The organism is Pedobacter sp., from assembly GCF_035317785.1.
GTDB lineage: Bacteria > Bacteroidota > Bacteroidia > Sphingobacteriales > Sphingobacteriaceae > Pedobacter.
In genome coordinates, this window is the sequence record NZ_DATHGC010000104.1 from 1 (window position 1) to 23,324 (window position 23,324).

Consider the following 23,324-nt stretch of genomic DNA (forward strand, 5'->3'; position numbering starts at 1 on the left):
AAAATCAACTTTGGAATGTCATACCACATGTCACCTTCAACCCTTCGGTCCCGTTGATTGTACCAGCCATTACCCAGCAGAATTCCAATCGCATTAACTTTTTGAGTGATGTTACTGGTGACATCAAAACTATTGTAAAGCACTCTTTGAGTGGATCGATCGTCATAAGGATAAAGCAGTTTCTTAAGCGGCCTTATATCATAATTGGTCACTGCCGGAGCCAGTACCTGGTCACCAATTTTCCTGCCGTTGAAAAACAGTTCATAAAAACCCAGGCCACTGACATAAACTGTTGCTTTTTTTACGGTTTTTCGGACTGTAATTTCTTTACGAAAAAAAGGAGCGGGATAAGTTATTGCTGAATCCGGATACGGATTTTCGAAAGACCCGATCCATTTCGCCTTCCAGTCGCCGGGCTGCAGCAGGCCCATAGACCAGGAAGCGGCTTGGCTCCAATTAGAAGGGCTGTTTTTTTCATCCCAGATCATCACTTTCCAATACACCTTCTTTCTGGAAGTTAACGGTTTGCCACGGTAGGTAATTTGGGTGGAATTAGGGGAATATATTTTACCGCTATTCCAATAGTCTCCTTTATTTTGTGCTAATAAAGCACTGCTGCTTGCTGCTATGATGCGATATGCCTTTTGCCTTTTATTTTTATACGGGGAAACCAATTGCCAGCTTAGCAACGGGTGCTGGTTTTCTATTGCAATCGGGTCTGCGAGATATTCGCATTTAAGTTTTTCAGGTCGTGACTCCGGTGGTTTGCTAAAAATGATATCGGGAGTAAGCAGGACTAAGATTATGCAAGCAAAAACTGTTTTCATTGATATAATGTCGGTTCTATAATTTAGATTTAAGCAAAATACGGTTTTACAAATCAATTAATCCATTGTATGCGGAGATATCTATACCGCCGGTTGCTTAAAAGTAAAGGAATTAAGCTTTAATTTGTGGACTGATATAAAACGACTCAAATGAAATCCAAGGCGCTCATCCTGTTATTATTGTGCATTTACCTTTTAATAGTCCGTTTGTACGCTGTTTCTCCGGATAAAGGAAAAATTACTTTTAATAAACACCCCGGAAAAAAAAGGGCTGGCTGCACTGCAACTTTATCAGGAAACACCTGTGTTGGAAGTGTATTAACAGTTTCGAGCAGTGAACCTGTTGCGTCGATATCATGGCAGTTGAACGGTGCATCAATTCTTGACCAGGACATTGCTCAGCAAAATAATGGAGTAGTGGTTGCCGGAGGAAATGGCGCAGGCGCAGGCACAAGCCAGCTAAATAGCCCAAATCGTTTGTTTGTTGATGCTGAAGGCAATCTTTACATTCCAGATATGGGAAATAACCGTGTTCAGAAGTGGGCTCCCGGTGCGGCTTCTGGCGTTACAGTTGCGGGAGGTAACGGAGCAGGCAGCCAGGCCAATCAATTTAACCGGCCAACCGCCGTTGCCGTTGATGCGGCAGGCAATATATACGTAGCCGATCAAAATAACGGCAGGATACAGAAATGGGCGCCCGGCGCAACATCAGGAGTTACAGTAGCTGCATCATTAAGCCTGCCAACAGGATTGTTTATTGACCCAAATGGCAACTTGTTTGTTTCTCAGCAAAATGATCAAAGTATTCTTAAATTTCCCGCAGGCGGAGGAACGGGAATTTTGGTTGCCGGAGGAAACGGTTATGGTAGTGCGCCAAATCAGCTGGCTAGTCCAACGGGAATCTTTGTTGATGCCGCTGAAAATATTTATATATGCGACACAGATAATGGCAGGGTGCAAAAATGGGCCCGCGGCGCTACGAACGGGATTACAGTAGCCATTAGTAACGGCAGTATTTTCCTCAATAACCCACTGGCCGTTTTTGTAGATGGTATGGGAAATATATACGTTAGCGATCAAACGGGGTTCAGTGTGCAAAAATGGACACCTTTATTTACCGGTACTATCATTGCAGGCGGTAACGGACAGGGAACAAATCCAAATCAGATTACGCCGGCGGGGGTTTGGATGGATGCACACAACAACCTTTACGTTAGCGATTTCTCCAGTAACCGGGTAATTAAGTTCGGTAACATCTATACCGGAACGTTTACAACGGTCCTGCCCGGAACCTATACTGCTAAAATTATCACTAAAACAGGTTGTGAAACCGTTTCGAATCCAATCGTAGTTGCGGAGAATAAAATTGCAGACATCTCCATCAGCTCCAGTTCAAATACAGCCTGCATTTCCTTCCAGCCTGCATTCACCGCAACAGTGACTAATGGCGGAACAAGTCCTGTTTTTAAATGGAAGGTAAATGGATCTGATGCAAACGGAGGTACAAACAGCAGTACTTTTTCCGGGACAGGTTTGGTCGCAGGTGATGTCGTGACTTGTGGGCTGACGAGCAATGAAGTCTGCGTACAGAATGCAATTGTTTGGAGTAACCCGATAACCATGCTGGCCCCTGAACAATCTTTGAATCCTTTGGTCACGATTTCGGCTGATCAGAACCTGGTCTGTTCTGGTACACGCATCACTTTCACCGCTCAGGTTGAGAATACGGGAACAAGCCCCTCATATGTATGGAAAGTCAATGGCAGCGCTGTACCGGATGGTCCCGATGGTGCTGTGTACGAAACGGATGAGCTGCATGATCTTGACGAAATCTCCTGTACCGTTAAGAGCGACGCTTCCTATTGTCAGCAATTGTCAAATGTTACCAGTGACCGCTTTGTCGTAAGGATAAATCCGAACCTGACGCCCGGATTGACTATTGTTCAGGACCTGACGAAGATCTATAAAGGTCTGGCAGTCACATTCCAGGCCAATGTTGTTAACGGTGGAGTAAATCCTGTGTTTGACTGGCAGATTAATGGAAGGTCAGTTGGTGTAAGCCAACCTGTTTTTACTACTACAGATCTTACAGACGGCGATGAAGTAAGCTGTAATATGATTGCAGATTTAGTTTGCACTCACAACGCTTTAGCTGTCTCGAACAGCATTTTTGTAAAAGTAATTACACTGACTAAAATATTGCCCCCGACAGCATTTAGTCCCAATGGAGACGGAATAAATGACCATTGGCAAATTACGGGTATTTCATCTTTTCCCAATTGCGTGGTTCAGATCTTTAACAGCTATGGAACTGAGGTGTTTAAATCTATAGGGTATAAGAAAGCCTGGGAAGGCGATTATAATGGCAAGATTTGTGACCCCTCAGTTTTCTATTATATCATTAACCTGGATTATAAACAAATTATTTCAGGCAGTGTAATGATTATCAGGTGATCGCATGACGGTCACATTTAGAACAAACTCTGCCCGAAAGTAAGCAAATTGCTGTCAGGGTCAAGAACTGAAAATTCACTCTGCATCCAGGGCTTATGCTCCAGCCTGGTACAGTTCACATCCTGGTTTTTCATAAACTGGAACAACTTGTCAATGTCATCAGTGCGGATATATACCTGTCCATAGTTTTCCTTTGGATCAAGTTCTTTAAACTCAAAAAAGTGAATCTGAATGCGGTCTTTTTCTATCATGAGATAGCCGTCGTAATCCACGGTGCCAAATTCCTGAAAACCCAGTTTGTTTAGGTAAAAGTCCCTGGTGACAGCTTTGTCACGCATGGGTAGTTTCGGATTGATATCTGTAAGCATACGAATTGGATTTAACCTGCATTTATGAAATCAAATCTAAGTTAATAATTTAAGCGCTCTTGACAGCTTTAAAATTAAACTGTATTTTGACCGTAGTAAACACAATGGTATGAAACGCTTTTTAATGCTGATGCTCCTGGTCTTATCCTTTTCCCTTCAGACCTCTGCTCAAACTTCAACTCAAAAGATTGAAATTTTCACCAGGCTCTGGGGTTTCTTAAAATACCACCATATAAATGTGGCCGCTGGAAAGTCCGATTGGGATTCCGTTTTTATGGCCAATATAGAAGACATCCGTAAAACCGACAGCAAAGAACAGTTCAACCGGCAATTACTTTCGATAATTGAAGCTTTAGGCCCGGTGGAAAAACGGGTTGCCGTAAAACCGGCGGATGAGCTGTTTACTGGAAATTTTAGTGACGGCTGGACGAAATCATCGTTTCTCAATGCTACATTAAAGACCCGGCTGAGGGAAATTTATGACTATCGCAACCAGGGACCAAACCGGTATATTAAGCTGCAGAATATGACAGCAGATTACAGTGGCGAAAACCCATATGAGAATATTGGATTTCCTGATATACAACACCGTTTGTTATTTCTGGCCCGTTTTTACAATGCGATCAACTACTTCGCGCCCTATAAATACCTGATCGGAAAGGAATGGGACAGCATGCTAAGCAGGTTTGTACCTGAAATGATCGCTGCAAATGATACCACAAGTTATTATAAAACACTGCTAAAATTAGCAGTTGCACTGAATGACGGACATTCCCAGGTGTCTTCATCCAGGAATCATAGCATCATCAAAGACAATGTATTTGGAAAATATACCGCGCCGTTTCATACGGCCATTGTAGATGGAAATGTAGTCATCACCAAGCTGGCCAATGATACCTTGTGCCGCAAAGCCAATATCAGGGTAGGGGATATCGTAACAGCCGTGGATAAAGAATCAGTATCCGAACGGATAAAACGGCTCAAACCTTATGTTTCAGCATCAAATGAAAACTCCAGAGACCATTACCTGAACTGGGTGTTTTTTGATACGCCAGACCAAAACCAGCAGCTGACACTCAAAAGAGCGGGGCAGTCCCATAGCACCAATACCACCTGTATTTTAATAACAGAGAAGAAGTGGCAGGATATAGCAAATTATATGGGAAATGAGACGGGTTACAAGACCATTGGAAGCTCCATTGCCTATGTCTATGCGGCACAGATCTGGAAAGGCAACCTGGAGCAAATCAAGACGCTGATCAAAAGCAAACAAGCCGTGATCTTTGACGTGAGAAATTACCCGAACAATGATGATTTCTACAGTATTTTTGACATGTTCCTGCCCGAGGGCCGGCCGATCAATTACTCGCTGGTTTTTAGTCCAGAGCATCCGGGGTACTTTAAATGGGAATTATCACCCAAACTTGGCGACATCAATAAGAATATTTATCAAGGTAAAGTGCTGATCCTTGCCGATGAACGCAGTCAGAGTCAGGGCGAGTATTCTGTTATGACACTCCAGACCATTCCCGGAGCGGTTACTATAGGCAGGCAAACCGCCGGTGCCGATGGCATAGTTACCCTGATTCCGATGGGGGGAAACCTGACCATTTCCTATTCCGGATACGGCATTTATTATCCGGACCGTTCCGGCACCCAGCAGAGTGGAGTGAAGATCGACATACCGGTCAAACAAACACTTGAAGCTGTCCTGCAAAACAAAGACCTCACGCTGGACAGGGCCTTAGAATATTTAAGCGGCAAGGGTATCAATTAACACATTAAAGCCGTACAAAAGCAGAATTAATGCCTGGCCCGCTTCTTCAGCACACCCCCCGCCGCTTCTTTGATCGTGCTGGTGAAAATGAAAGCTTTAGGGTCTATCTTGTAGACCAGGTTGCGCAGGCGCCTGACTTCCAGCCGGGTGATCACCGTAAAGACAATATCTACCGGCTGGCTGACGTCAAAGCTTTCACGAAGGAAGCCTCGTTCGCCCTTGTAGATCGTTATACCGCGGCCAAGCTCCATCACCAGGCGTTCTTTTACCTGTTGGCTCTCGCCGGATATAATTGTTACCCCGGTGTACTCTTCAAGTCCCTCTATTACAAAACTTATGGTTTTCGACGCTGTATAATAAGTCATGATAGAATATAAGGCGGTAGGCAGTCCCAGATCAATTGCCGCGATCAGGAAAATGATAATGTTAATGCCCAGAATGATCTCGCTGATGGTAAAACTGATGCGTTTGCCGGTATAAAGTGCCAGCACTTCAATGCCATCCAGCGCGCATCCGCCACGTATGGCCAGCCCGACACCTATTCCCATAAACACTCCGCCAAATATAGAAACCAGCAATTTATCAGATGTGATTTGGGGATAAGGAAGAAATTGCAGGCAAAGCCCGAGTACGATTACGGCCGCAAATGTTTTCACCGCGAATGTCTTATTTACATGAAAAGCCCCCATGATGATGAAAGGGATATTGGCAAGCACAATGATATAGCTGATGTCTAAATGATAAAGTTCATGGATCAGCAGCGATATGCCTGTTACCCCGCCGTCAAAGAATTTATTAGGTATCAGGAAGCTTTTTAAAGCAAACGCGCAAAATAAAATTCCTATCAGGGTGTAAGCAGTATCGGTTACCCACTGGGGGATGCTGGTGTTCTTCATTCAATATCCTTTTTTATGGCGGCTTTAATTTGCTGCAGGTTTTTTTCTTTATATACCTGCCGCAAATTTATAGCAGTTGCGGTAAAATAACGATGGTTCTCAAAAAATTTTATCTGTACCCTGTTCCATTCTTCTTTACCGGTGATCAGACCGAGGGCAATAAACTCTAAAAATAACTGCTCACTGATGGTAAAAAAATCTTCCCGCCCAAGATAATCCAGGTCGGCATCGGCTAAAATCTGCGCCAGCGGAGTTTGCGGGGCCTGCGGTATGCGGGTAGCCCTGATCATTACGCAGATCTCTGCTATTGCATCATTGCTGTACCCAAAGCCCGGCAAAAACTCCTCGGCAAAATTACAGGATTGTTCTTCGTGGCCGGTGGTAGTGGTCAAATAACCGCAGTCGTGATAGCAGGCGGCGGTTAGCAGCAGCTTCATTTCGGTCGCAGTGATGTTTTCAAGACGGCCAATGCGTTTTGCGGCTCCGCACACATCAAGGGTATGATATATGCTATGGTAAGTAAGATGCGATGGCAGCTCATCCCGTAACTTGTCAAGAATAAATTCACAGGCCTCTTTAAACTGCATAATCAACTGCCATTATCAAACTAATATATTAAAATTTAAATAATTACATTTATTCCCAAACTCAGCTATTTTTAAAGCATGCAAATATTTGTTTACCTGGCGGCTTTTTTACTGTTAAGGCGCTTAATTAAAACCATAAAATTCACTCCGCTTTATGAAAAGTGGGGCAAGATCTTAAATATCAGCAGTGTGCTGGTCTGGATCATTTGGCTCGGAGCTGAGAGTGTCTTTGGTGATGTTACTAATATTTTACTGAGCGGCATTTTTTTGCTTGCCCTCGTCGAATACATCAGAAGAACCCCCGATTTTAAGCCGATACGGCCTTTTCTTGAAGCACATTATCCTTTAATTTCAATCGCAGTGATCAGCGGTCTTGCCGAACTGACCTTCAAAAAATTTTATGAAGATTACGATTATTATTTTCAGTGTGCCATACTTCTCGGCTTCGCCTGGATATTTGCCCGCTGGGCATCTTCAAAGAAACAGCAAGACGAACTTCAGCGGGTCAGCCTTCGCAATGCAGAGCTGGACAGACTCGTTGAAGAGCGGACTGCTGAACTGACTAAGCAAAAAGATGAACTGCAGGAAGCTGTTAAATTGCTGCAGACCACACAGCAGCAACTGATACAATCAGAAAAACTAGCCTCCCTTGGCGAACTGACAGCCGGTATCGCACATGAAATACAGAACCCGCTGAATTTTGTGAATAACTTCTCCGAAGTCAGTATGGAGCTGATCGATGAAATGGGAGAAGAGCTGGCAAATGGCAACAACAAAGAAGTCATTGCCATAGCTACAGACATTAAACAAAATCTGGAAAAGATCCGCCATCACGGAAAACGAGCCGATGGCATTGTAAAAGGAATGCTGCAGCATAGCCGGGCCAGCAGCAGTACCATGGAGCCTACAGATATCAACAATTTAGCGGATGAATACCTGAGACTGGCCTATCACGGCTTGCGCGCCAAGGATAAAAGCTTTAATGCAGATCTGGTCACCCATTTTGAAGAAGGACTTGCTGCAGTGAACATGGTACCGCAAGACATAGGCCGGGTTTTGCTCAACTTGTTCAATAATGCCTTTTACGCTGTGCAAAAAAAGCAGAAACTGGGTATTGAAGGATACAAGCCAATTGTTGAAGTCAGTACAGCCAGGAAAAAAGATGAACTGGAGATCAAAGTAAAAGATAACGGCACCGGTATCCCAGATGAGATCAAAGACAAAATATTGCAGCCCTTTTTTACCACCAAACCGACCGGTGAAGGAACAGGTCTGGGCCTGTCGCTGAGTTATGATATCGTTGTGAAGGCCCATGGCGGCAAAATAGAGATCAACAGTACAGAAGGCGAATACACGGAATTTGTCATTTCTATTCCGGCTAAAATTTAAACAGTATATTTATGGGGCATATGAAGATATTGGTAGTAGACGATGAAGCGGATGTGCAACCGCTTTTTTTACAGCGCTTTCGCAAAGAAATACGCAGCCATGAAATAGAACTCGATTTTGCACTTTCCGGAGAAGAGGCGCTTGACTATCTGGAAACCAGACATTCAGAAGTAGTGCTGATCCTTTCCGATATCAATATGCCCGGCATGAGTGGTATCGAACTCCTGTCACGCATCAGGAACGAATACGATGCTCCGCCCCCAACAGTATTTATGATTACTGCTTATGGCGATGAAGAAAATCACCGTCAGGCAATGGAAAAAGGTGCCAATGACTTTTTAACAAAACCACTCGATTTTAACCTCTTAAAAGAGAAACTTAAATTCTTTACTGAACACAATGGCCAAGATACTAGTAGTTGACGATGAAGCGGATCTGGAGCTGCTTATAAAACAAAAGTTCCGCAGGAAAATACGCGAGAACGTTTATGAATTTGTGTTTGCGCAAAACGGGGAAGAAGCCCTGTTAAAGGTAAAAGAGCATCCCGATCTTGATATTATACTGAGTGACATCAACATGCCTGTGATGGACGGGCTCACCCTGCTGAGCCGCTTACCGGAGGCCAACCCGATGTTAAAGGCGGTAGTGGTATCTGCCTATGGCGATATGCAGAACATCCGTACGGCGATGAACAGGGGCGCTTTTGATTTTGTGGTCAAGCCCGTAGATTTTGATGACCTGGACCTAACCATGGAAAAGACCATTCTCTATGTAAAACAGCTGCAAGACACCATAAAAGCCATAAAGGAGAACAACATCCTGAAGATGTATGTGGACGAAAACGTACTCAATTTTATGACCCACAAAGAATTTGAGAACAGCCTGCTGAAAAACGAAGTCGTTGATGCCACAGTGCTGTTTGTTGATGTATGCGGCTTTACCTCGATCACAGAAAACGTACCGGCCAATACGGTGGTCAACCTGATCAACAGGCTATTTGATAAAATCGTCACAGAGATCGTCGCACAGGGCGGCCATGTCGATAAATTTATGGGGGATGCAGTGATGGCCGTATTCAGGGGTGATTTTCACCTTGACCGCGCTATAGATGCCGCGCTCGCCACGAATGCCCAGCTCAACAATATTGAAGAAATAACAGCCGGAGATCAGTCCTACAAACCCCAGATCGCAGTAGGCATCAATTCAGGTGAAATGGTATCGGGTAATATTGGTTCAGAATCGCTCAGGAGACTGGATTATACCGTGATAGGTGATGCCGTTAACCTGGCGCAGCGTCTTCAGTCGGCTGCCAAAGCAGGGCAGATCATCATATCCGAAGAAACCTACCACAAAGCCAAAGAATCGTTTCGCTGTGAAAGGATCGGAGAGGTAACCCTAAAAAATAAAGCCAAACCGGTGACGATTTACCAGGTACTGGAATGATATTCTCGTGATAAGGCGCTAATCAACCGGAATTTTAAACCAAAAAGTTGAGCCTTTACCCAATTCACTGTCCACACCAATTTCTCCGCCATGGCGCTTTATGATCTCGGAACTGATGTAAAGCCCCAGGCCTAAACCAGAATATTGTTTCCCTTCATAATCTGATCTGTAATACCGGTCAAAAAGATGGCCCAGCCTATCTTCAGGAATACCCGGGCCGGCATCTTTAACGGATATTTTAGCATGCTTACCTTCTTTCTCTACGATCAGGTAAATCACCTTCGAATCCGGGGCATATTTGACCGCATTGTTTACAAAATTGACCACAACCTGCTCTATCCGGTGCTCATCTGCATCAATTTGCAATTTTTTATCACCCTGTACAATTAGCTCATGCTTATCTTGCTCCCTGATGTGCGAGCAGCACTGGCTTAGCATAGTTGAAATAACAAATGGAACTTTATTGAGGGCCAGTTGCCCCTCACTCATCCGGGTTACATTAAGCAGGTCATCAATCAGGTTGGTAATTTTTTCCATGCTCCTGTTGGATTGGTCTATGAGCCTGGACAACATCGCTGCTGAAGGGTTTTCCTTCAGTCTGCTCAGCAATTGCAGAGATAATTTAAGACTGGTAATGGGGGTTTTTAATTCATGGCTGGCGATGCTGATGAATTCATCCTTTTTCAGCAACAGCTCCCTGGTACTCAACTCCAGTGATTTTTCTATGGAGATATCCAGAACGGTACCGATAAAACGTGTGGCTTTCTTTCCTTCGTTAAAATAAGCTTTGCCTTTGGACTTTATCCAGCGCAATTTTTTATCATGTAAACCTATTGAACGGTATTCGATATTAAATTCTCCATTGTTTACGCCCTTTAAGGCTTTGTTCACGGCATCATCTGTGGGATCCCGGTCATCCGGATGGATCTGGTTCAGAAAAACGCTGTAATCGACAGGGTCTCCGGAATTAAGGCCATATAATTCCTTGCAGCGGTTGTCCCAGATCAGTTCTTTTGTGTATACATTAAAATCCCATGAACCGATTCCTGCAGATTCTATTGCAAAATGTAACCTTTCTTTACTCTCGGCCAGTAAGCGCTCCACTTCGGCAAGACCTTCTTCTACTTTACGTTTATCTGTTAAATCGTGTATGGCCAGCAGGGTTAAGGTTTCGTTGGTGTAAGTGTCAAATTGTCTTGCGGTTAAGCGCATGATCTTATGCCCGATAACATTGAACACATGGTTCACTTCAAAAGCTTTAAAAAAACCCTGTTCAGGTAAAATATTCCCTAACTGGTGCCGCAATACCGGAATATCCCATTGTTTATTGCCCAGGTTATATAAAAAGTTACCCTCTGTTTCTGCTTCAGTCACTTTAAAGGTCTGATAAAAACCATCGGTGGCACGGATCACCTTCATGTCTTTATCCAGGATAACCAGCGGATCGTGTATGGTATTAAATATCTCTTCTATATACTTTTTGGAATTGTTGAGCTGTTCATTACGGTCATTCAATTCTGTGTTTACAACCGTTATTTCACCATTTGTCTTGTTTAGTTTTTTGTTGGTGACATCCAGTTCGTGTGATATTTTTTTTAATTCAGTAATGTCATAAAAGCTAATCACCGCTCCATCAGATTTTTTACTGTGCTTTCTGATGTAGGGCATGGTCATGACCTGGTAGATCTTCCCGTTTGATGCTTCCGCCTCCCGGGTAATGGTTTCCTCATCGAGCATGACTTGTTTAATGTCGTCAATCAAAGTTTCAAACTTAATATTTGTAGTGATGTTGCTCAAAGGACGGCCAATATCACTTTCCCGGATATTGATGTGCTTTACCGCACCAGGTGAATATTTTTTCAGCAGCAGGTCACGGTCCACAAACAGCTGCCCGTTTAAATTACTCCGGAAATAATTGTTCAGGTCATCGTTCAACTCGGTTAACTGGGTATTCGTTGCCTGGTATTCTTTGTTGATGGTATGCAGCTCCTCATTAACAGACTGAAGTTCTTCATTGGCAGATTGCATTTCTTCATTGGCAGATTGCTGTTCCTCATTATAGGACTGCATATTTTCATCGGATGAGGCTGAACGTTCATTTGCAGCTTCCAGGTTCAGCCTTGATTCGGCAAGCTCCTGTTCAAGGTTGACCAAATGCTCTTTGGCAAGCTGGTCAAAACCCCCGTTTTGAATTATATGTATGCCATTGGCCTTGCTCTTATTCTCTACAAACAAGATCAGTAAAAATTTCCCGCCCGGTTTACCCATCAAAAAGGGCCTGATCACGATATCAACCAGGCGTATTTTGGACGTAACCGCATTTTCAAATTTTAAACCACTTAATTCAATCCTTTCATTCAGCTTCAGGGCTTTATGAGCCGCAGCCTTAAAAGTAATGGAAATGTGATCCGGCATCAGGTCGTTCAGGTTAAAATTGAAGTTTTCATTTTTAAGATAACCGGTTGTATTTCCGAAAGAGCGGATGACCATTAAATTTTCATCTGTACAGACACCGTTAAATCCAGATTCCTGCAAAATTGCCAGACTGAGCTCATCACTTGAGGCTAATTTGATTACCGGGCTTGCCGTTTTTTTGACTACTTCCATTGTTGCGGTTACATTTCCCATAACGGGCGATGAAAAGGTGTTGAATTTTACCGGCTTGCCGATCTTGTTATTTTGGTATATATTCCATTTAGTACTGATCTCTGTGAAGTCATTTTTTAATGCTTCAGTGTTTTCGCTGGGCCCAAGAAACAGGTATCCATTTTTCCGGAGGCCAAAATGCATCATGGAAAATGCCCTCTCCTGCAGCTCAAAGTTCATATAAATCAGCAGGTTCCGGCAGCTGATCAGGTCAATGTTGCAATAAGGCACATTTCTAACCAGGTCATGTTCTGCAAATACGATCATCTTCCTGATCTCATGGTTGACTTTATAGGTTGTTCCCGCTTTAGTAAAAAAACTTTTCAGTCTTACCTTATCCATGGTTTCTGCTATACTATCAGGATACATCCCTTTTTTGGCGATAGCCAGTGCAGATTTATTGATGTCTGTTGCATATATCTTAATCATCCTGTTCTGACCGATCTTATTCAGATATTCCTTTATCAAAATCGCTAGTGAAAAAGCTTCTTCTCCCGTTGCGCAGCCCGCGACCCAGATTTTTATGGTTTCGTTATCCGGGTTTTGTGCAATAATCATGGGGATGACTACATTATCAATCACTTTAAATGCCTCGGGATCCCGGAAGAAGGATGTTACGCTAATTAAAAAATCGTTGGCCAGCAGTGTGACCTCTGAAGGTGTATTCTGTAAAAATTCGTAATAAGTGTTGGCATTGCTGAAATTGAGCTGCAGCAAACGTCTTTTTATCCTTCTTAAAATGGTAGGACGTTTATAATCTGTAAAATCAAAAGCCGAATTGGCTTTGATCAGGTTAAAGATACCTAACAGTTTATCTTCGCTGATCTGGTCATTTTCACTACCTAAAAGGATTCCCTGCATTCCGTCATTGACATAATCTTCAATGGCCTGTGGCATATCCCTGGGCTTAAGCACAAGGTCGGCGCAGCTGGTACCGATTGCTGATAATGGCATTTCGTTAAAAGTCGCCGTTTCAGGATCCTGAACAATGACTAAGCCCCCGGAATTTTTAATTGCCTGAATTCCCATCGAGCCATCATGCCCGGTCCCCGATAAGATCACACCGATGGCCTTTTCTCCGCAGTCCTCTGCCAGTGAGGAAAAGAAATGGTCAATGGTCAAATGCGGGGGAATTTTGTCTTTTTTGTCGGTCAGGATCAGGCGGCCATTTTTGACCGTCATAAATTTGGCACTGGGAATCAGGTATACCCTGTTGGTTTCTATCAGGGTATTGTCCGTTACCTCTATGATCTGCAGCTTACTGTGAGGCGCAAGTATTTGTGCCATATGGCTTTTAAAATCGGCAGAAAGGTGCTGGATTAAAATATACGAAACCGCATCAGCTGGTGTATGATCGAAAAAATTGGATATAGCTTCTATCCCACCGGCGGAAGCGCCAATGGCAATAACATACTGATTGTAGTCAATTTTAGCCATCGGTCAGGATTAACAATCCTCAAATGAATAAAGAAGGAGATTATGAGCAAATATACCATTAATAGCGCTGGAATATTCATTTAAATTCTGCAGGATTTTTCAATGCATTTTATTCGTACTTCAGGGCTTCCACGGGGTTGGCCCTGGCGGCCTTATAAGCTTGAAAACTGACCGTCAGAAGTGCAATGATTGCCGTTCCCGCTATAGAAGTCAATACGATAGGCAACGAAATGGTGGTCCTGAACTCATACCCAGGACTTTTTCCGACTGCAGCTTTGCGGCAAAGCAGAACTGGCCCACAACCAGTACCTTGCCCTGTTAAATACTTTCACAGTATCAAAAATTCTTATCCTACATCAAGGCCGGATAACGCAGAGTTCCATAATTTTGACTTATAAAAAAAGGAGAACTATAATGGAATTAGGAATAGGAATGTTTGGCGATTTGTCATTTGATCCGCAAACAGGGAAACCACGTGAAGCAGGATTGAAACTCCGCGAAATTCTGGAACAGATAAAATTAGCTGACGAGGTTGGACTTGACGTTTTTGGTCTGGGCGAACACCACAGGCCGGATTATGCGGTGTCTGCTCCTGAGATTGTGCTTGCTGCAGCGGCGAGCATTACTAAGAAAATTAAGCTGATGAGCACCGTTACCGTCCTGAGTTCGGCCGAACCGGTAAAGGTATACCAGGATTTTTCGACAATCGACCTGATATCTAACGGACGTGCTGAAATAGGAGTGGGCCGTGGCAGTTTTATAGAATCCTTTCCTTTATTTGGTTACAATTTGAGTGATTATGACCGCTTGTTTGAGGAAAAGCTGGACCTTTTGTTAAACATCAACAACAATGAAGTGGTGAACTGGGAAGGCAAATTGCGCGCACCGCTTAGAGATCAGATGGTGCTGCCCAGGGCTACCAATAACGGAAAGCTGCCGATATGGATTGCCGTAGGCGGAACGCCGCAGTCGGTGCTGCGGGCCGCGGTGCTGGGATTGCCACTGGTGGTTGCCATTATAGGCGGCATGCCTAAACAGTTCCAGCCTTTAATTGAGTTCTACAAGCAGGAATATATAAAGAATGGTCATGATGTCAGCAAAATTCAGATCGGGATCCATTCGCATAGCTTTGTAAGTGATAATGAAGCCAGTATAGATCAGTATTACTACAATTACGCGGCACAAATGGACAGGGTTGGTGCATCGCGGGGCTGGGCACCGTATGGCAGGGAGCAGTATGACGGCGGGCGTTCAAAAGAAGGCGCATTATTTATGGGCGAAGCGGCTCAGGTGACCGATAAAATTCTGTACATGCATGAGTTATTTGGCATTACCCGGTTTATTGGCCATATGGATGTAGGCGATCCGTCGCACAAAGAGATGATGAAAGCCATTGAGTTGTTTGGCACTAAAGTCGCCCCTGAAGTCAGAAAAGTGCTGTGATTTTGCACAGCTTCATCGCAATTAAGTCTTTACATTTTTACAGCATTCTTATTTTTAGCACAATTTTTTCTAAGTTTGGGTAAGTAACACACAACTATGTTTAAAATCCAGTTAATTCTAATTTATGCTTTTCTGATCCTTTTTGGATATAAGTTTAACGAAAAGATCCCAGGGTCCTCAGACCGGACTAAGAACCGCCAACCGCAGGACACGCTGCGCAATGCCTCCAGATGGCCCGGAGAGCTTAACCTGACCAATTTTGCGAGCGCTGATCTGACACCCAGTCCGGCCTGTCTGGCAGTTGCCGCTACCGGAGAAGTCTTTGTAGGGGTCGATAAGATCGGCTCACTGGGCAAAGATCCCGGCAAGGGAAGTATCGTCAAGCTTATCGACAGCAACAATGACGGGAAAGTGGACAAACACACAGAATTTGCAGCAGTAGACAATCCCCGGGGTATCATTGCCCAGGGTGATAAAGTCTATGTGCTCCATACGACCTTTTCCAAAGAAAACGGAATAGCCACAGGTATGGCGCTGGTTGTATTTGAAGACAAAAACCAGGACGGCGTTGCCGACGGCCCTTCACAGCCATTGATCGAAAACATCAGTTCCCCGAAATTTGTTCAGAGCCGTGGTACCGACCATGCCACCAATGGTTTGCGTATGGGCATCGATGGCTGGATTTATATTGCTGCCGGTGATTTCGGGTTTTACAATGCTGTAGACCGTGACGGGACCAAAATGACGCTTCATGGAGGGGGAATCGTAAGGGTAAGGCCCGATGGCAGGGAGATGGAGCTGTATACGCATGGTACGCGTAACATCTACGACGTGGCAATTGACCCGTATATGAACATCTTTACCCGTGACAATACCAATGACGGCGGCGGCTGGAACATCCGCTTTAGCCATCACATCCAGTCCGGAGAATACGGCTATCCATTGCTTTTCAAAAACTTTACAGAAGAGATCATTCCGGGCCTTGTCGATGTAGGCGGCGGATCGGGAACCGGCTCCCTTTTTATGGATGAACCGACCTGGCCTGAAAAATATAACCATGTACCTATGATGGCGGACTGGGGCAACAGCTTTCTGTATATTCACAGGGTTACCCCGGATGGTGCGAGCTTTAAACAAAAAGACGAAGAGTTCATTAAGCTGAACCAGATCACTGACCTTGATGTCGATGGTTCCGGTCGTCTTTATCTTGCGGCATGGGACGGAGCAGGGTATTCGGGAAGCCCGAGCAAAGGGTTTATTGTAAGGGCAATTCCTAAAGACTGGAAATACAAAGCCTTTCCTGATCTTAAAAAAGAATCAGTAAAAGGATTGACGAATTTGTTAAAATCAAACAGTGCGGTAGCAAGGCTTGAAGCCCAGCAAGAACTGTTGCGCCGTTCCGGCAAGGATGCGGCTAAAGCCTCATGGGGTATAGCAGCTGATGGAAGCCTGCCATTGTATGCCCGTGCGGCAGGAATTTTCACCTATGCCCAGGCAGCAGGAGAAGAGGGTATTGCCAACCTGGTCAAACTGACCTCAGATCAGAAAGTAAAAGAGTTTGCCCTGCGTGCGCTTGCCGACCGGAAAACTGCAGTTAAAACAGTGCCGCTTGATCCTTTTCTTAAGGGAATCAATGATGCAGACCAGCGTGTGCGTGCTGTGGCGATTATCGGTCTGGGCCGTTTAGGTCGTGAGGAGGCCATCTCAGCCTTGTTAAAAGTAAAAGTGCCGGCTTCATTTGTCGCTCCGGCAAAGGGTACTGAAGGACCTCATGCAACCCCTAATTCGGAGATCATACCGGCGCACCTGGCCGTACATTCATTGCTGAACCTCAACGCTGCGGATGCCTGTGTGAAAGCCATCGGAACTGAGAATTCTACCATTGCACTTTGGGCATTGCGCTACATGCACGACCAGAATGCAGTAGGCGGATTGATCGCAGCCTATAAAAAGGCAACAGACCCGGAGTTAAAAAGCCAGATCATGACCATCATATCCCGTCTTTATAAAAAAGAAGATGAATATAAAGGGCTGACCTGGTGGACGACCAGACCTGACGGGCATGGTCCATATTATGTTGCGGTGGACTGGGCAGGGTCACCGGCCATCAAAACCTTCCTGACAGAAGAATGGAGCAAGGCCAATACAGCGGGAAAACAATTCATCACTGATCTGAATGCCAAGAACCAAATGGGCATCAGTGAATTTGGGGGAGAAGAAAACCAGACAGCCAAAGAGGAAGTAAAAGTAGACCTGGAAAAGATCAAAAACAAGAAAGGACAGATCGGCGAATCTTCTATCGAAGACGTGATGCTGGCAATGGCAAAAATCAAGGGCAATCCGACTTTGGGTAAGGGAATCTTTGCTAAACAGGGATGTATCGCCTGCCATAGTCTCAATAAAGGGGAGCCTTTGAAAGGGCCATTTATGGGGCAGATCGGTTCGATCATGAACCGGGAGCACATCGCTGAGTCGATCTTAAAACCTAATGCTTCGATCTCTCAGGGCTTTTCTACCGTAATGATCAGCGCAAAAGGAGATAAAACCTATATGGGATTTGTGACTGCGGAAACCGCGGACAAAATTACGATGAGGGACATTGCCGGACAAGTGACTACAGTGAAAACTGCTGATGTACTGAGCAGAAAAGAACTGGAAACATCGATGATGCCAAGTGGCCTTGCCAACTCATTGTCTTACGAAGAATTTGCTTCACTGATCACTTTCTTGTCACAGCAAAAGAAGTAAGTATTTAACAGGTAAAATCAATACCACAAAAAAAGCAGACGGTCTTACCGTCTGCTTTTTTTGTTTTGTATAGAATATTACTTCATTGTGTGGAGCAGCAGTGCGGCAATAGCACAGCCAACCAGCGGGCCGGCTACCGGAACCCAGGCATATCCCCAGTTGTTTCCTCCTTTACCGGCTACAGGTAATATGGCATGCATGATCCGGGGACCAAGGTCTCTTGCGGGATTGATGGCATAACCGGTAGTACCGCCAAGAGATAAACCGATGACCCAAACCAGTAGCGTTACCGGTAAGGCTCCAATTGAACCTAAGCCAATGGGGATTTTATCAGAGCCCATTTTTGCATCTGTAAAATAATAGATCACAAAGATCAGCACAAAAGTACCGATGATCTCGCTGATCAGGTTGGAAACTTTATTGGGAATGGCCGGAGCCGTGCAAAAAGTCGCTTGCTTGGCTCCCTGGTCAGGCGTGCCTGCATAGAAATCTTTGTAAAGCAACCATACCAGGAAAGCACCGGCCATAGCGCCGATGAACTGCCCGGCGATATAAGTGGGGACCAGTGTCCATTCAAACCGATCTGCAAGAGCAAGACCAATGGTAACTGCAGGGTTAAGGTGGGCTCCGCTATAGGGTCCTGCAATGACAACGCCAACAAAAACGGCAAAGGCCCATGCGGTGGTAATGACCATCCAGCCGCCATTATTGCCCTTGGTGCCATTTAAAACTACGTTGGCAACTACGCCGTTGCCTAGGAGGATCATAAACATGGTGCCGATAATTTCGGCTGAAAATGGTGACATATTTAATTGAATTAGGTGTGTATGAAATTATTTTATGGTACAAGCCTTAGCTGCGTTAACAGCCCTGTTCCAGCCTTTTATCCGTTCTGCAATGTTTTCTGTATTGCCTGCATTAAAGTTCTTGTCAATTTGCCACTGACCGCTGATTTCGTCCATGCTGCTCCAGTAACCAACAGCCAGACCAGCCAGGTAGCCGGCTCCCAATGCAGTTACCTCGGTAACTTTCGGACGAATGACCGTTGTGTCCAGCAGGTCTGCCTGAAACTGCATCAGCATATCGTTTGCGGTCGCCCCGCCATCTACTCTTAATTCTTTAATGCGGTGCCCTGAATCCGCTTCCATTGCCTTTAACACTTCCATGGTCTGAAATGCAATGCTCTCAACAGCGGCTCTTGCGATGTGCGAGGCATTGGTCCCCCTGGTGATTCCGGTAATGGTTCCCCTTGCATCCTGATCCCAATGGGGAGCACCCAGTCCGGCAAAAGCAGGCACCAAATAAACACCCCCGGTATCGGGTACTTTTTGGGCAAGCACCTCTACTTCGGCAGAGGAGCTGATGATGCCCAGACCATCCCTGAGCCACTGAACGACGGCTCCGCCTATGAAAATGCTGCCTTCCAGTGCGTATTGCACTTTGCCATTGATTTTCCAGGCAATAGTGGTGACCAGATTGTTTTGTGAAATGATAGGCTTATCCCCAATGTTCATCAGCATAAAACAGCCAGTACCATAGGTGTTCTTAACCATGCCTACCTCAGTACACATTTGTCCAAAAAGTGCGGCCTGCTGATCTCCGGCAATCCCCGCAATCGGTATTTTAGCGGCAAGTACATTTCCGGTAGTTTCCCCGTAAACCTCACTCGAAGATTTTACTTCAGGGAGGATAGCGGCAGGGATGTCAAACAAGTCCAGCAACTCCTGATCCCATTCCAAAGTGTGAATGTTGTAGATCATGGTCCTGGATGCATTGGTCACATCCGTAACATGAACTCTTCCATCGGTAAGTTTCCAGATCAGCCAGGAATCTATAGTGCCAAAAGCAATTTCTCCTGCCAGGGCTTTTTCTCTTGCTCCCGGTACATTGTCCAGCATCCACCTGATCTTGGTGGCGGAGAAATAAGCATCAACGATCAGCCCTGTTTTTTCCTGTATATTTTTGGCCAGACCTTTGGCTTTAAGCTCATCGCAATAAGCAGAAGTCCTTCTGTCCTGCCAGACAATGGCATTGTGCAGTGGCTCCCCGGTCTTTCTGTCCCACAATACTGTGGTTTCCCGTTGATTGGTGATGCCTATGGCGGCGATGTCTGTTGGCGTGATTCCGGCTTTTACAATGGCTTCAGTAGCTACGCTAACCTGTGTTGACCAGATTTCAGCGGCGTTGTGCTCCACCCATCCCGGTTGCGGATAGATCTGTTCAAATTCTCTTTGAGCGATGGATACAATGGTTCCCTCTCTGTTAAATACAATTGCCCTCGAACTTGTGGTTCCCTGGTCAAAGGATAAAATATACTTACTCATAGTTTATATTTGGAGTGATGTGTAATAAAACGTAAGTATAAGCAATCGTTTTCGAAAGTAAAAGGAAACAATATGAAATTATTACGCATTATGATGTTAAATGTCTGTTTCTTATCTTGCTGTGCCAGTAAAATACGACTTATGATAAAATTAATCTGTACCATTCCTGTTGCTTTAATTTTTGCATTTTGGATCATCCCGTCGGGGGTACTGGCCCAAAGCAGTAAGCAGGGTGACTATAAACTGGTCTGGGCCGAAGAATTTAATAAAAAAGATAAACCAGATCCTGCAAACTGGAAATTTGAACAGGGCTTTGTACGAAACCAGGAACTGCAATGGTACCAAACTGACAATGCCTGGTGCGAAAATGGCGTACTGATCATTGAAGGCAGGAAAGAAACCAAGGCAAATCCGCACTTTGAAAAAGGCAGCAGGGACTGGAAAAGCAGTCCCGAAAATATTGAATACACTTCTTCAAGCATCAATACCTCTGGTCTGCATAGCTGGAAGTACGGACGCTTCGTCATGCGGGGGAAAATTGACATCAGTGCGGGCTTGTGGCCGGCCTGGTGGACGCTGGGTGTATCAAAACAATGGCCATCCAATGGAGAGATCGACATCATGGAATATTACAGGGACACCCTTCTGGCCAATATTGCAACCGGTACTGCTGAGCGCTATAAGGCCATGTGGTACAGCAAAAAAACACCCGTTGCCAAACTGGGCGGAAAGGAGTGGGCCGCAAAGTTTCACATCTGGCGCATGGACTGGACGGAAAAAGAGATTACCTTATTCGTCGATGATGAAGAATTCCTGAAAGTCAGCGTGGATAAATTGTATAACAAAGATGACAGCGGTTTCAATCCTTTCACCCAGCCGCACTATATGCTGCTGAACCTGGCTATGGGCGGGGCAAACGGGGGCGATGTGAGCAAGACCAGGTTTCCAAACCGGTTTGAAGTAGACTATGTGCGTGTTTATCAAAAATAGAATTACTGGTATCCCTTTGCCTGCAGTTTAAACAGCTCTGCATATCTGCCTTCACTTTTCAGCAATTCGCTGTGCGTGCCACTTTCCAGGATCATCCCATTATCGAGTACCAGGATCCTGTCGGCTAATCTTGCTGTGGAAAAACGGTGGGAGATCAGCACTGCAGATTTTCCTTTGGTCAGCTCAGCAAAACGCTGAAATACCTCGTATTCCGCTCTTGCATCTAAAGCGGCGGTGGGTTCGTCCAGGATCAGCACCTGTGCATCTTTCATGTAGGCCCGTGCGAGTGCCACTTTTTGCCATTCTCCGCCGGACAGTTCTACTCCGTCATTAAATCTCTTGCCCAGCCACTGGTCATATTCATTGGGCAGTTTTTTGGCCAGCGTATCTGCCAGGCTCTCCCGGGCTGCTTTTTTGATCAGCTCAATGTTATCTGCCTCACTGATTTTCCCGACTGCGATGTTTTGGGAAAAGGTCATCTGGTATTTGAGGTAATCCTGAAAAATGATGCCCAGGTTCAAACGGACGTCTTCCAGATTATACAGTTTCAGGTCTATTCCATCCAGCAGGATCCGGCCTTCTGTGGGATCATATAACCTCGCCAAAAGCTTGACCAGGGTGGTTTTTCCCGCTCCGTTTTCACCCACCAATGCCAGTTTTTCGCGCGGGTTCAGTGTAAAGTTCAAATGCCGGTTTGCCCATCTTTCCGAATTGTGGTATTGAAAGCCCACATTTTCAAAAGTAAATCCCAGTTTGATCGGGTTGGGAAAAGGAAGTGCATTGGCTTCGATTTTTATTTTGGGTTTGATCTCAAAGAATTCCAGGAAGTCATTTAAATAAATGGCTCCCTGCGATACGGATGTAAAACGGCTGAGCATGTTTTCCATAAGATTGCTCAGCTGTCTGAAGGAACCGGCCAAAAAGGTCAGACTGCCTACCGACGCCTTACCGCTGATGGTCTGATAAATGATGACCGCATAAGCAGCGTAATAACCAACAGTACCTAAAACCGACAAGAGTGTGCCCCATGCTGACCTGCGAACTGCCAGTTTGCTGTTGTCTTTATAAAATTTTCCGGACAGGGTCCTGAACCTGTTGATGATGAAATCTGATAGTCCAAATATTTTTACCTCTTTTGCTGTGGCATCGCTGGCCCCCAGATACCGCAAATAATCCAGTTCACGTCTTTCGGGTGTCTGGCTTCTTGTTAAAGCATAATTTTTACTGTTAAAATAGGATTCTCCTAAGAAAGAAGGGATGATTGCCGCCAGTAAAAGCAGGATCAGCCATGGATTGAAGGCGAAGAGGCCGGTGACCAGGAAACCCATAGAAATGAAGTCCTGTACCTGGCTCATGACCTGGGACAATAAAATGCTCCGTCCGACGGTCTGCTGCCTTGCCCGCTCCAGTTTGTCGTAAAAAACAGAATCTTCAAACTGCTCCAGGTCAAGCGTGGCTGCGTGGCGCATGATCTGCATGGAAGTATGGTTTGAAAAAAGATCGCCCAGCAGGCTGTCCAGCAAATTGATGAGACGGTTCAGTCCGTCGGTAACCACAGCGAGACCGAATTCCAGTGCCACCAGTTCCCATAACAGCTGCTGATCGCCGCCGGCACCCTGATGGGTCAGGTGCACAACTTCATCAATGATCAGTTTCCCCACATAGAGCAGGGTGACCGGCATAGCAGAACGGAGAATGCGCAGGAGAAAACTAAAGGTCGTCTTTTGCGGGCTACTTTGCCATACCAGCTTAAAAAGCGCCGGAAGATTACTTAAAGCTGAGATGCGCGCTCTAAATGAAATGTCATCGTTAGGAATCGTATTGATGTTCCTTTGTTTCGCCATGTTCGTAAAGTTAAAAAACTTTGGTAGTGTTGATCGAATTTATAAATCATCTGTCAGGGCGCATTGCCGGTGTGAACTATCATCAGATAAATTAAACATACGACGAGACGCAACCTCAACACAAAAACAAACGTAAAGTGTTATAGGAGCA

Annotated in this window: 16 protein-coding genes; 8 read left to right on the plus strand and 8 right to left on the minus strand. The window is 45.0% G+C overall.

All coding sequences use genetic code 11. The features are described from left to right. Positions 1–827, minus strand: an 827-nt coding sequence (locus VK541_RS06265; protein WP_324368011.1) for an alpha-L-rhamnosidase N-terminal domain-containing protein, incomplete at its 3' end; no start/stop codon positions are given. A gap of 150 nt (positions 828–977) precedes the next feature. Between VK541_RS06265 and VK541_RS06270 the strand changes: the two genes are divergently transcribed. Continuing rightward, a complete protein-coding gene (locus VK541_RS06270) occupies positions 978–3,281 on the plus strand; it encodes a gliding motility-associated C-terminal domain-containing protein (RefSeq protein WP_324368013.1) in 2,304 nt (767 codons plus the stop codon). Positions 3,282–3,298: 17 nt separating this feature from the next. Here VK541_RS06270 and VK541_RS06275 read toward each other — a convergent pair whose 3' ends face one another. Further along, positions 3,299–3,649 carry a VOC family protein gene (locus VK541_RS06275; protein WP_324368015.1) on the minus strand — a complete coding sequence of 117 codons (351 nt, stop codon included), beginning with the start codon at positions 3,647–3,649 and terminating at the stop codon, positions 3,299–3,301. 109 nt (positions 3,650–3,758) lie between these two features. On the opposite strand from VK541_RS06275, the gene VK541_RS06280 reads away from it, so the two are divergent. Further along, on the plus strand, positions 3,759–5,426 hold the full coding sequence (locus VK541_RS06280) for a S41 family peptidase (protein ID WP_324368016.1): 1,668 nt from the start codon (positions 3,759–3,761) through the stop codon (positions 5,424–5,426). 26 nt (positions 5,427–5,452) lie between these two features. On the opposite strand, the gene VK541_RS06285 is transcribed toward VK541_RS06280, so the two are convergent. Next, positions 5,453–6,322, minus strand: coding sequence for a YitT family protein (locus tag VK541_RS06285; protein WP_324368018.1), 870 nt, complete (start codon positions 6,320–6,322; stop codon positions 5,453–5,455). Next, positions 6,319–6,909, minus strand: a complete 591-nt coding sequence (locus VK541_RS06290; protein ID WP_324368020.1) for an HD domain-containing protein — start codon at positions 6,907–6,909, stop codon at positions 6,319–6,321. Before VK541_RS06290 ends, VK541_RS06285 begins: the two co-directional genes overlap by 4 nt. Before the next feature lie 78 nt (positions 6,910–6,987). Here VK541_RS06290 and VK541_RS06295 point away from each other — a divergent pair, with 78 nt between their 5' ends. Genes VK541_RS06295 through VK541_RS06305 form a run of 3 tightly spaced genes read left to right on the plus strand, consistent with a single transcriptional unit; the run spans position 6,988 to position 9,741 of the window. Then, on the plus strand, positions 6,988–8,298 hold the full coding sequence (locus VK541_RS06295) for a sensor histidine kinase (RefSeq protein ID WP_324368022.1): 1,311 nt from the start codon (positions 6,988–6,990) through the stop codon (positions 8,296–8,298). Between the two features lie 20 nt (positions 8,299–8,318). After that, entirely contained in the window at positions 8,319–8,720 is a 402-nt protein-coding gene (locus VK541_RS06300) for a response regulator (protein WP_324368024.1), read from the plus strand. Then, the gene (locus VK541_RS06305; protein ID WP_324368026.1) at positions 8,698–9,741 is read left to right on the plus strand and encodes an adenylate/guanylate cyclase domain-containing protein; all 1,044 of its coding nucleotides are present in this window, start codon (positions 8,698–8,700) and stop codon (positions 9,739–9,741) included. The genes VK541_RS06300 and VK541_RS06305 overlap by 23 nt, the downstream gene beginning before the upstream one ends. Before the next feature lie 18 nt (positions 9,742–9,759). Here the strand turns inward: VK541_RS06305 and VK541_RS06310 are convergent, their stop codons facing one another. Beyond that, positions 9,760–13,824, minus strand: a complete 4,065-nt coding sequence (locus VK541_RS06310) for a chemotaxis protein CheB (protein WP_324368028.1) — start codon at positions 13,822–13,824, stop codon at positions 9,760–9,762. A gap of 414 nt (positions 13,825–14,238) precedes the next feature. Between VK541_RS06310 and VK541_RS06315 the strand changes: the two genes are divergently transcribed. Then, entirely contained in the window at positions 14,239–15,267 is a 1,029-nt protein-coding gene (locus VK541_RS06315; protein ID WP_324368030.1) for an Atu2307/SP_0267 family LLM class monooxygenase, read from the plus strand. A 96-nt stretch (positions 15,268–15,363) separates the two neighbouring features. After that, positions 15,364–18,015, plus strand: coding sequence for a DUF7133 domain-containing protein (locus tag VK541_RS06320; protein WP_324368032.1), 2,652 nt, complete (start codon positions 15,364–15,366; stop codon positions 18,013–18,015). Positions 18,016–18,092: 77 nt separating this feature from the next. On the opposite strand, the gene VK541_RS06325 is transcribed toward VK541_RS06320, so the two are convergent. Both VK541_RS06325 and glpK read right to left on the minus strand, forming a co-directional pair. Continuing rightward, complete coding sequence (locus VK541_RS06325) at positions 18,093–18,821, minus strand: MIP/aquaporin family protein (protein ID WP_324368034.1); 729 nt, start codon at positions 18,819–18,821, stop codon at positions 18,093–18,095. A 27-nt stretch (positions 18,822–18,848) separates the two neighbouring features. Then, positions 18,849–20,339 carry a glycerol kinase GlpK gene (gene glpK / locus VK541_RS06330; protein WP_324368036.1) on the minus strand — a complete coding sequence of 497 codons (1,491 nt, stop codon included), beginning with the start codon at positions 20,337–20,339 and terminating at the stop codon, positions 18,849–18,851. Positions 20,340–20,480: 141 nt separating this feature from the next. On the opposite strand from glpK, the gene VK541_RS06335 reads away from it, so the two are divergent. Beyond that, positions 20,481–21,329 carry a glycoside hydrolase family 16 protein gene (locus tag VK541_RS06335; protein WP_324368038.1) on the plus strand — a complete coding sequence of 283 codons (849 nt, stop codon included), beginning with the start codon at positions 20,481–20,483 and terminating at the stop codon, positions 21,327–21,329. Between the two features lie 2 nt (positions 21,330–21,331). On the opposite strand, the gene VK541_RS06340 is transcribed toward VK541_RS06335, so the two are convergent. Then, complete coding sequence (locus tag VK541_RS06340) at positions 21,332–23,173, minus strand: ABC transporter ATP-binding protein (RefSeq protein WP_324368040.1); 1,842 nt, start codon at positions 23,171–23,173, stop codon at positions 21,332–21,334. Positions 23,174–23,324 lie beyond the last annotated feature (151 nt).

Excerpts from the sequence above, each read along its gene's own strand:
- VK541_RS06270 (WP_324368013.1), top strand. The coding sequence starts at position 978 with ATGAAATCCAAGGCGCTCATCCTGTTATTATTGTGCATTTACCTTTTA.
- VK541_RS06275 (WP_324368015.1), bottom strand. The coding sequence starts at position 3,649 with ATGCTTACAGATATCAATCCGAAACTACCCATGCGTGACAAAGCTGTC.
- VK541_RS06280 (WP_324368016.1), top strand. The coding sequence starts at position 3,759 with ATGAAACGCTTTTTAATGCTGATGCTCCTGGTCTTATCCTTTTCCCTT.
- VK541_RS06285 (WP_324368018.1), bottom strand. The coding sequence starts at position 6,322 with ATGAAGAACACCAGCATCCCCCAGTGGGTAACCGATACTGCTTACACC.
- VK541_RS06290 (WP_324368020.1), bottom strand. The coding sequence starts at position 6,909 with ATGCAGTTTAAAGAGGCCTGTGAATTTATTCTTGACAAGTTACGGGAT.
- VK541_RS06295 (WP_324368022.1), top strand. The coding sequence starts at position 6,988 with ATGCAAATATTTGTTTACCTGGCGGCTTTTTTACTGTTAAGGCGCTTA.
- VK541_RS06300 (WP_324368024.1), top strand. The coding sequence starts at position 8,319 with ATGAAGATATTGGTAGTAGACGATGAAGCGGATGTGCAACCGCTTTTT.
- VK541_RS06305 (WP_324368026.1), top strand. The coding sequence starts at position 8,698 with ATGGCCAAGATACTAGTAGTTGACGATGAAGCGGATCTGGAGCTGCTT.
- VK541_RS06310 (WP_324368028.1), bottom strand. The coding sequence starts at position 13,824 with ATGGCTAAAATTGACTACAATCAGTATGTTATTGCCATTGGCGCTTCC.
- VK541_RS06315 (WP_324368030.1), top strand. The coding sequence starts at position 14,239 with ATGGAATTAGGAATAGGAATGTTTGGCGATTTGTCATTTGATCCGCAA.
- VK541_RS06320 (WP_324368032.1), top strand. The coding sequence starts at position 15,364 with ATGTTTAAAATCCAGTTAATTCTAATTTATGCTTTTCTGATCCTTTTT.
- VK541_RS06325 (WP_324368034.1), bottom strand. The coding sequence starts at position 18,821 with ATGTCACCATTTTCAGCCGAAATTATCGGCACCATGTTTATGATCCTC.
- glpK (WP_324368036.1), bottom strand. The coding sequence starts at position 20,339 with ATGAGTAAGTATATTTTATCCTTTGACCAGGGAACCACAAGTTCGAGG.
- VK541_RS06335 (WP_324368038.1), top strand. The coding sequence starts at position 20,481 with ATGATAAAATTAATCTGTACCATTCCTGTTGCTTTAATTTTTGCATTT.
- VK541_RS06340 (WP_324368040.1), bottom strand. The coding sequence starts at position 23,173 with ATGGCGAAACAAAGGAACATCAATACGATTCCTAACGATGACATTTCA.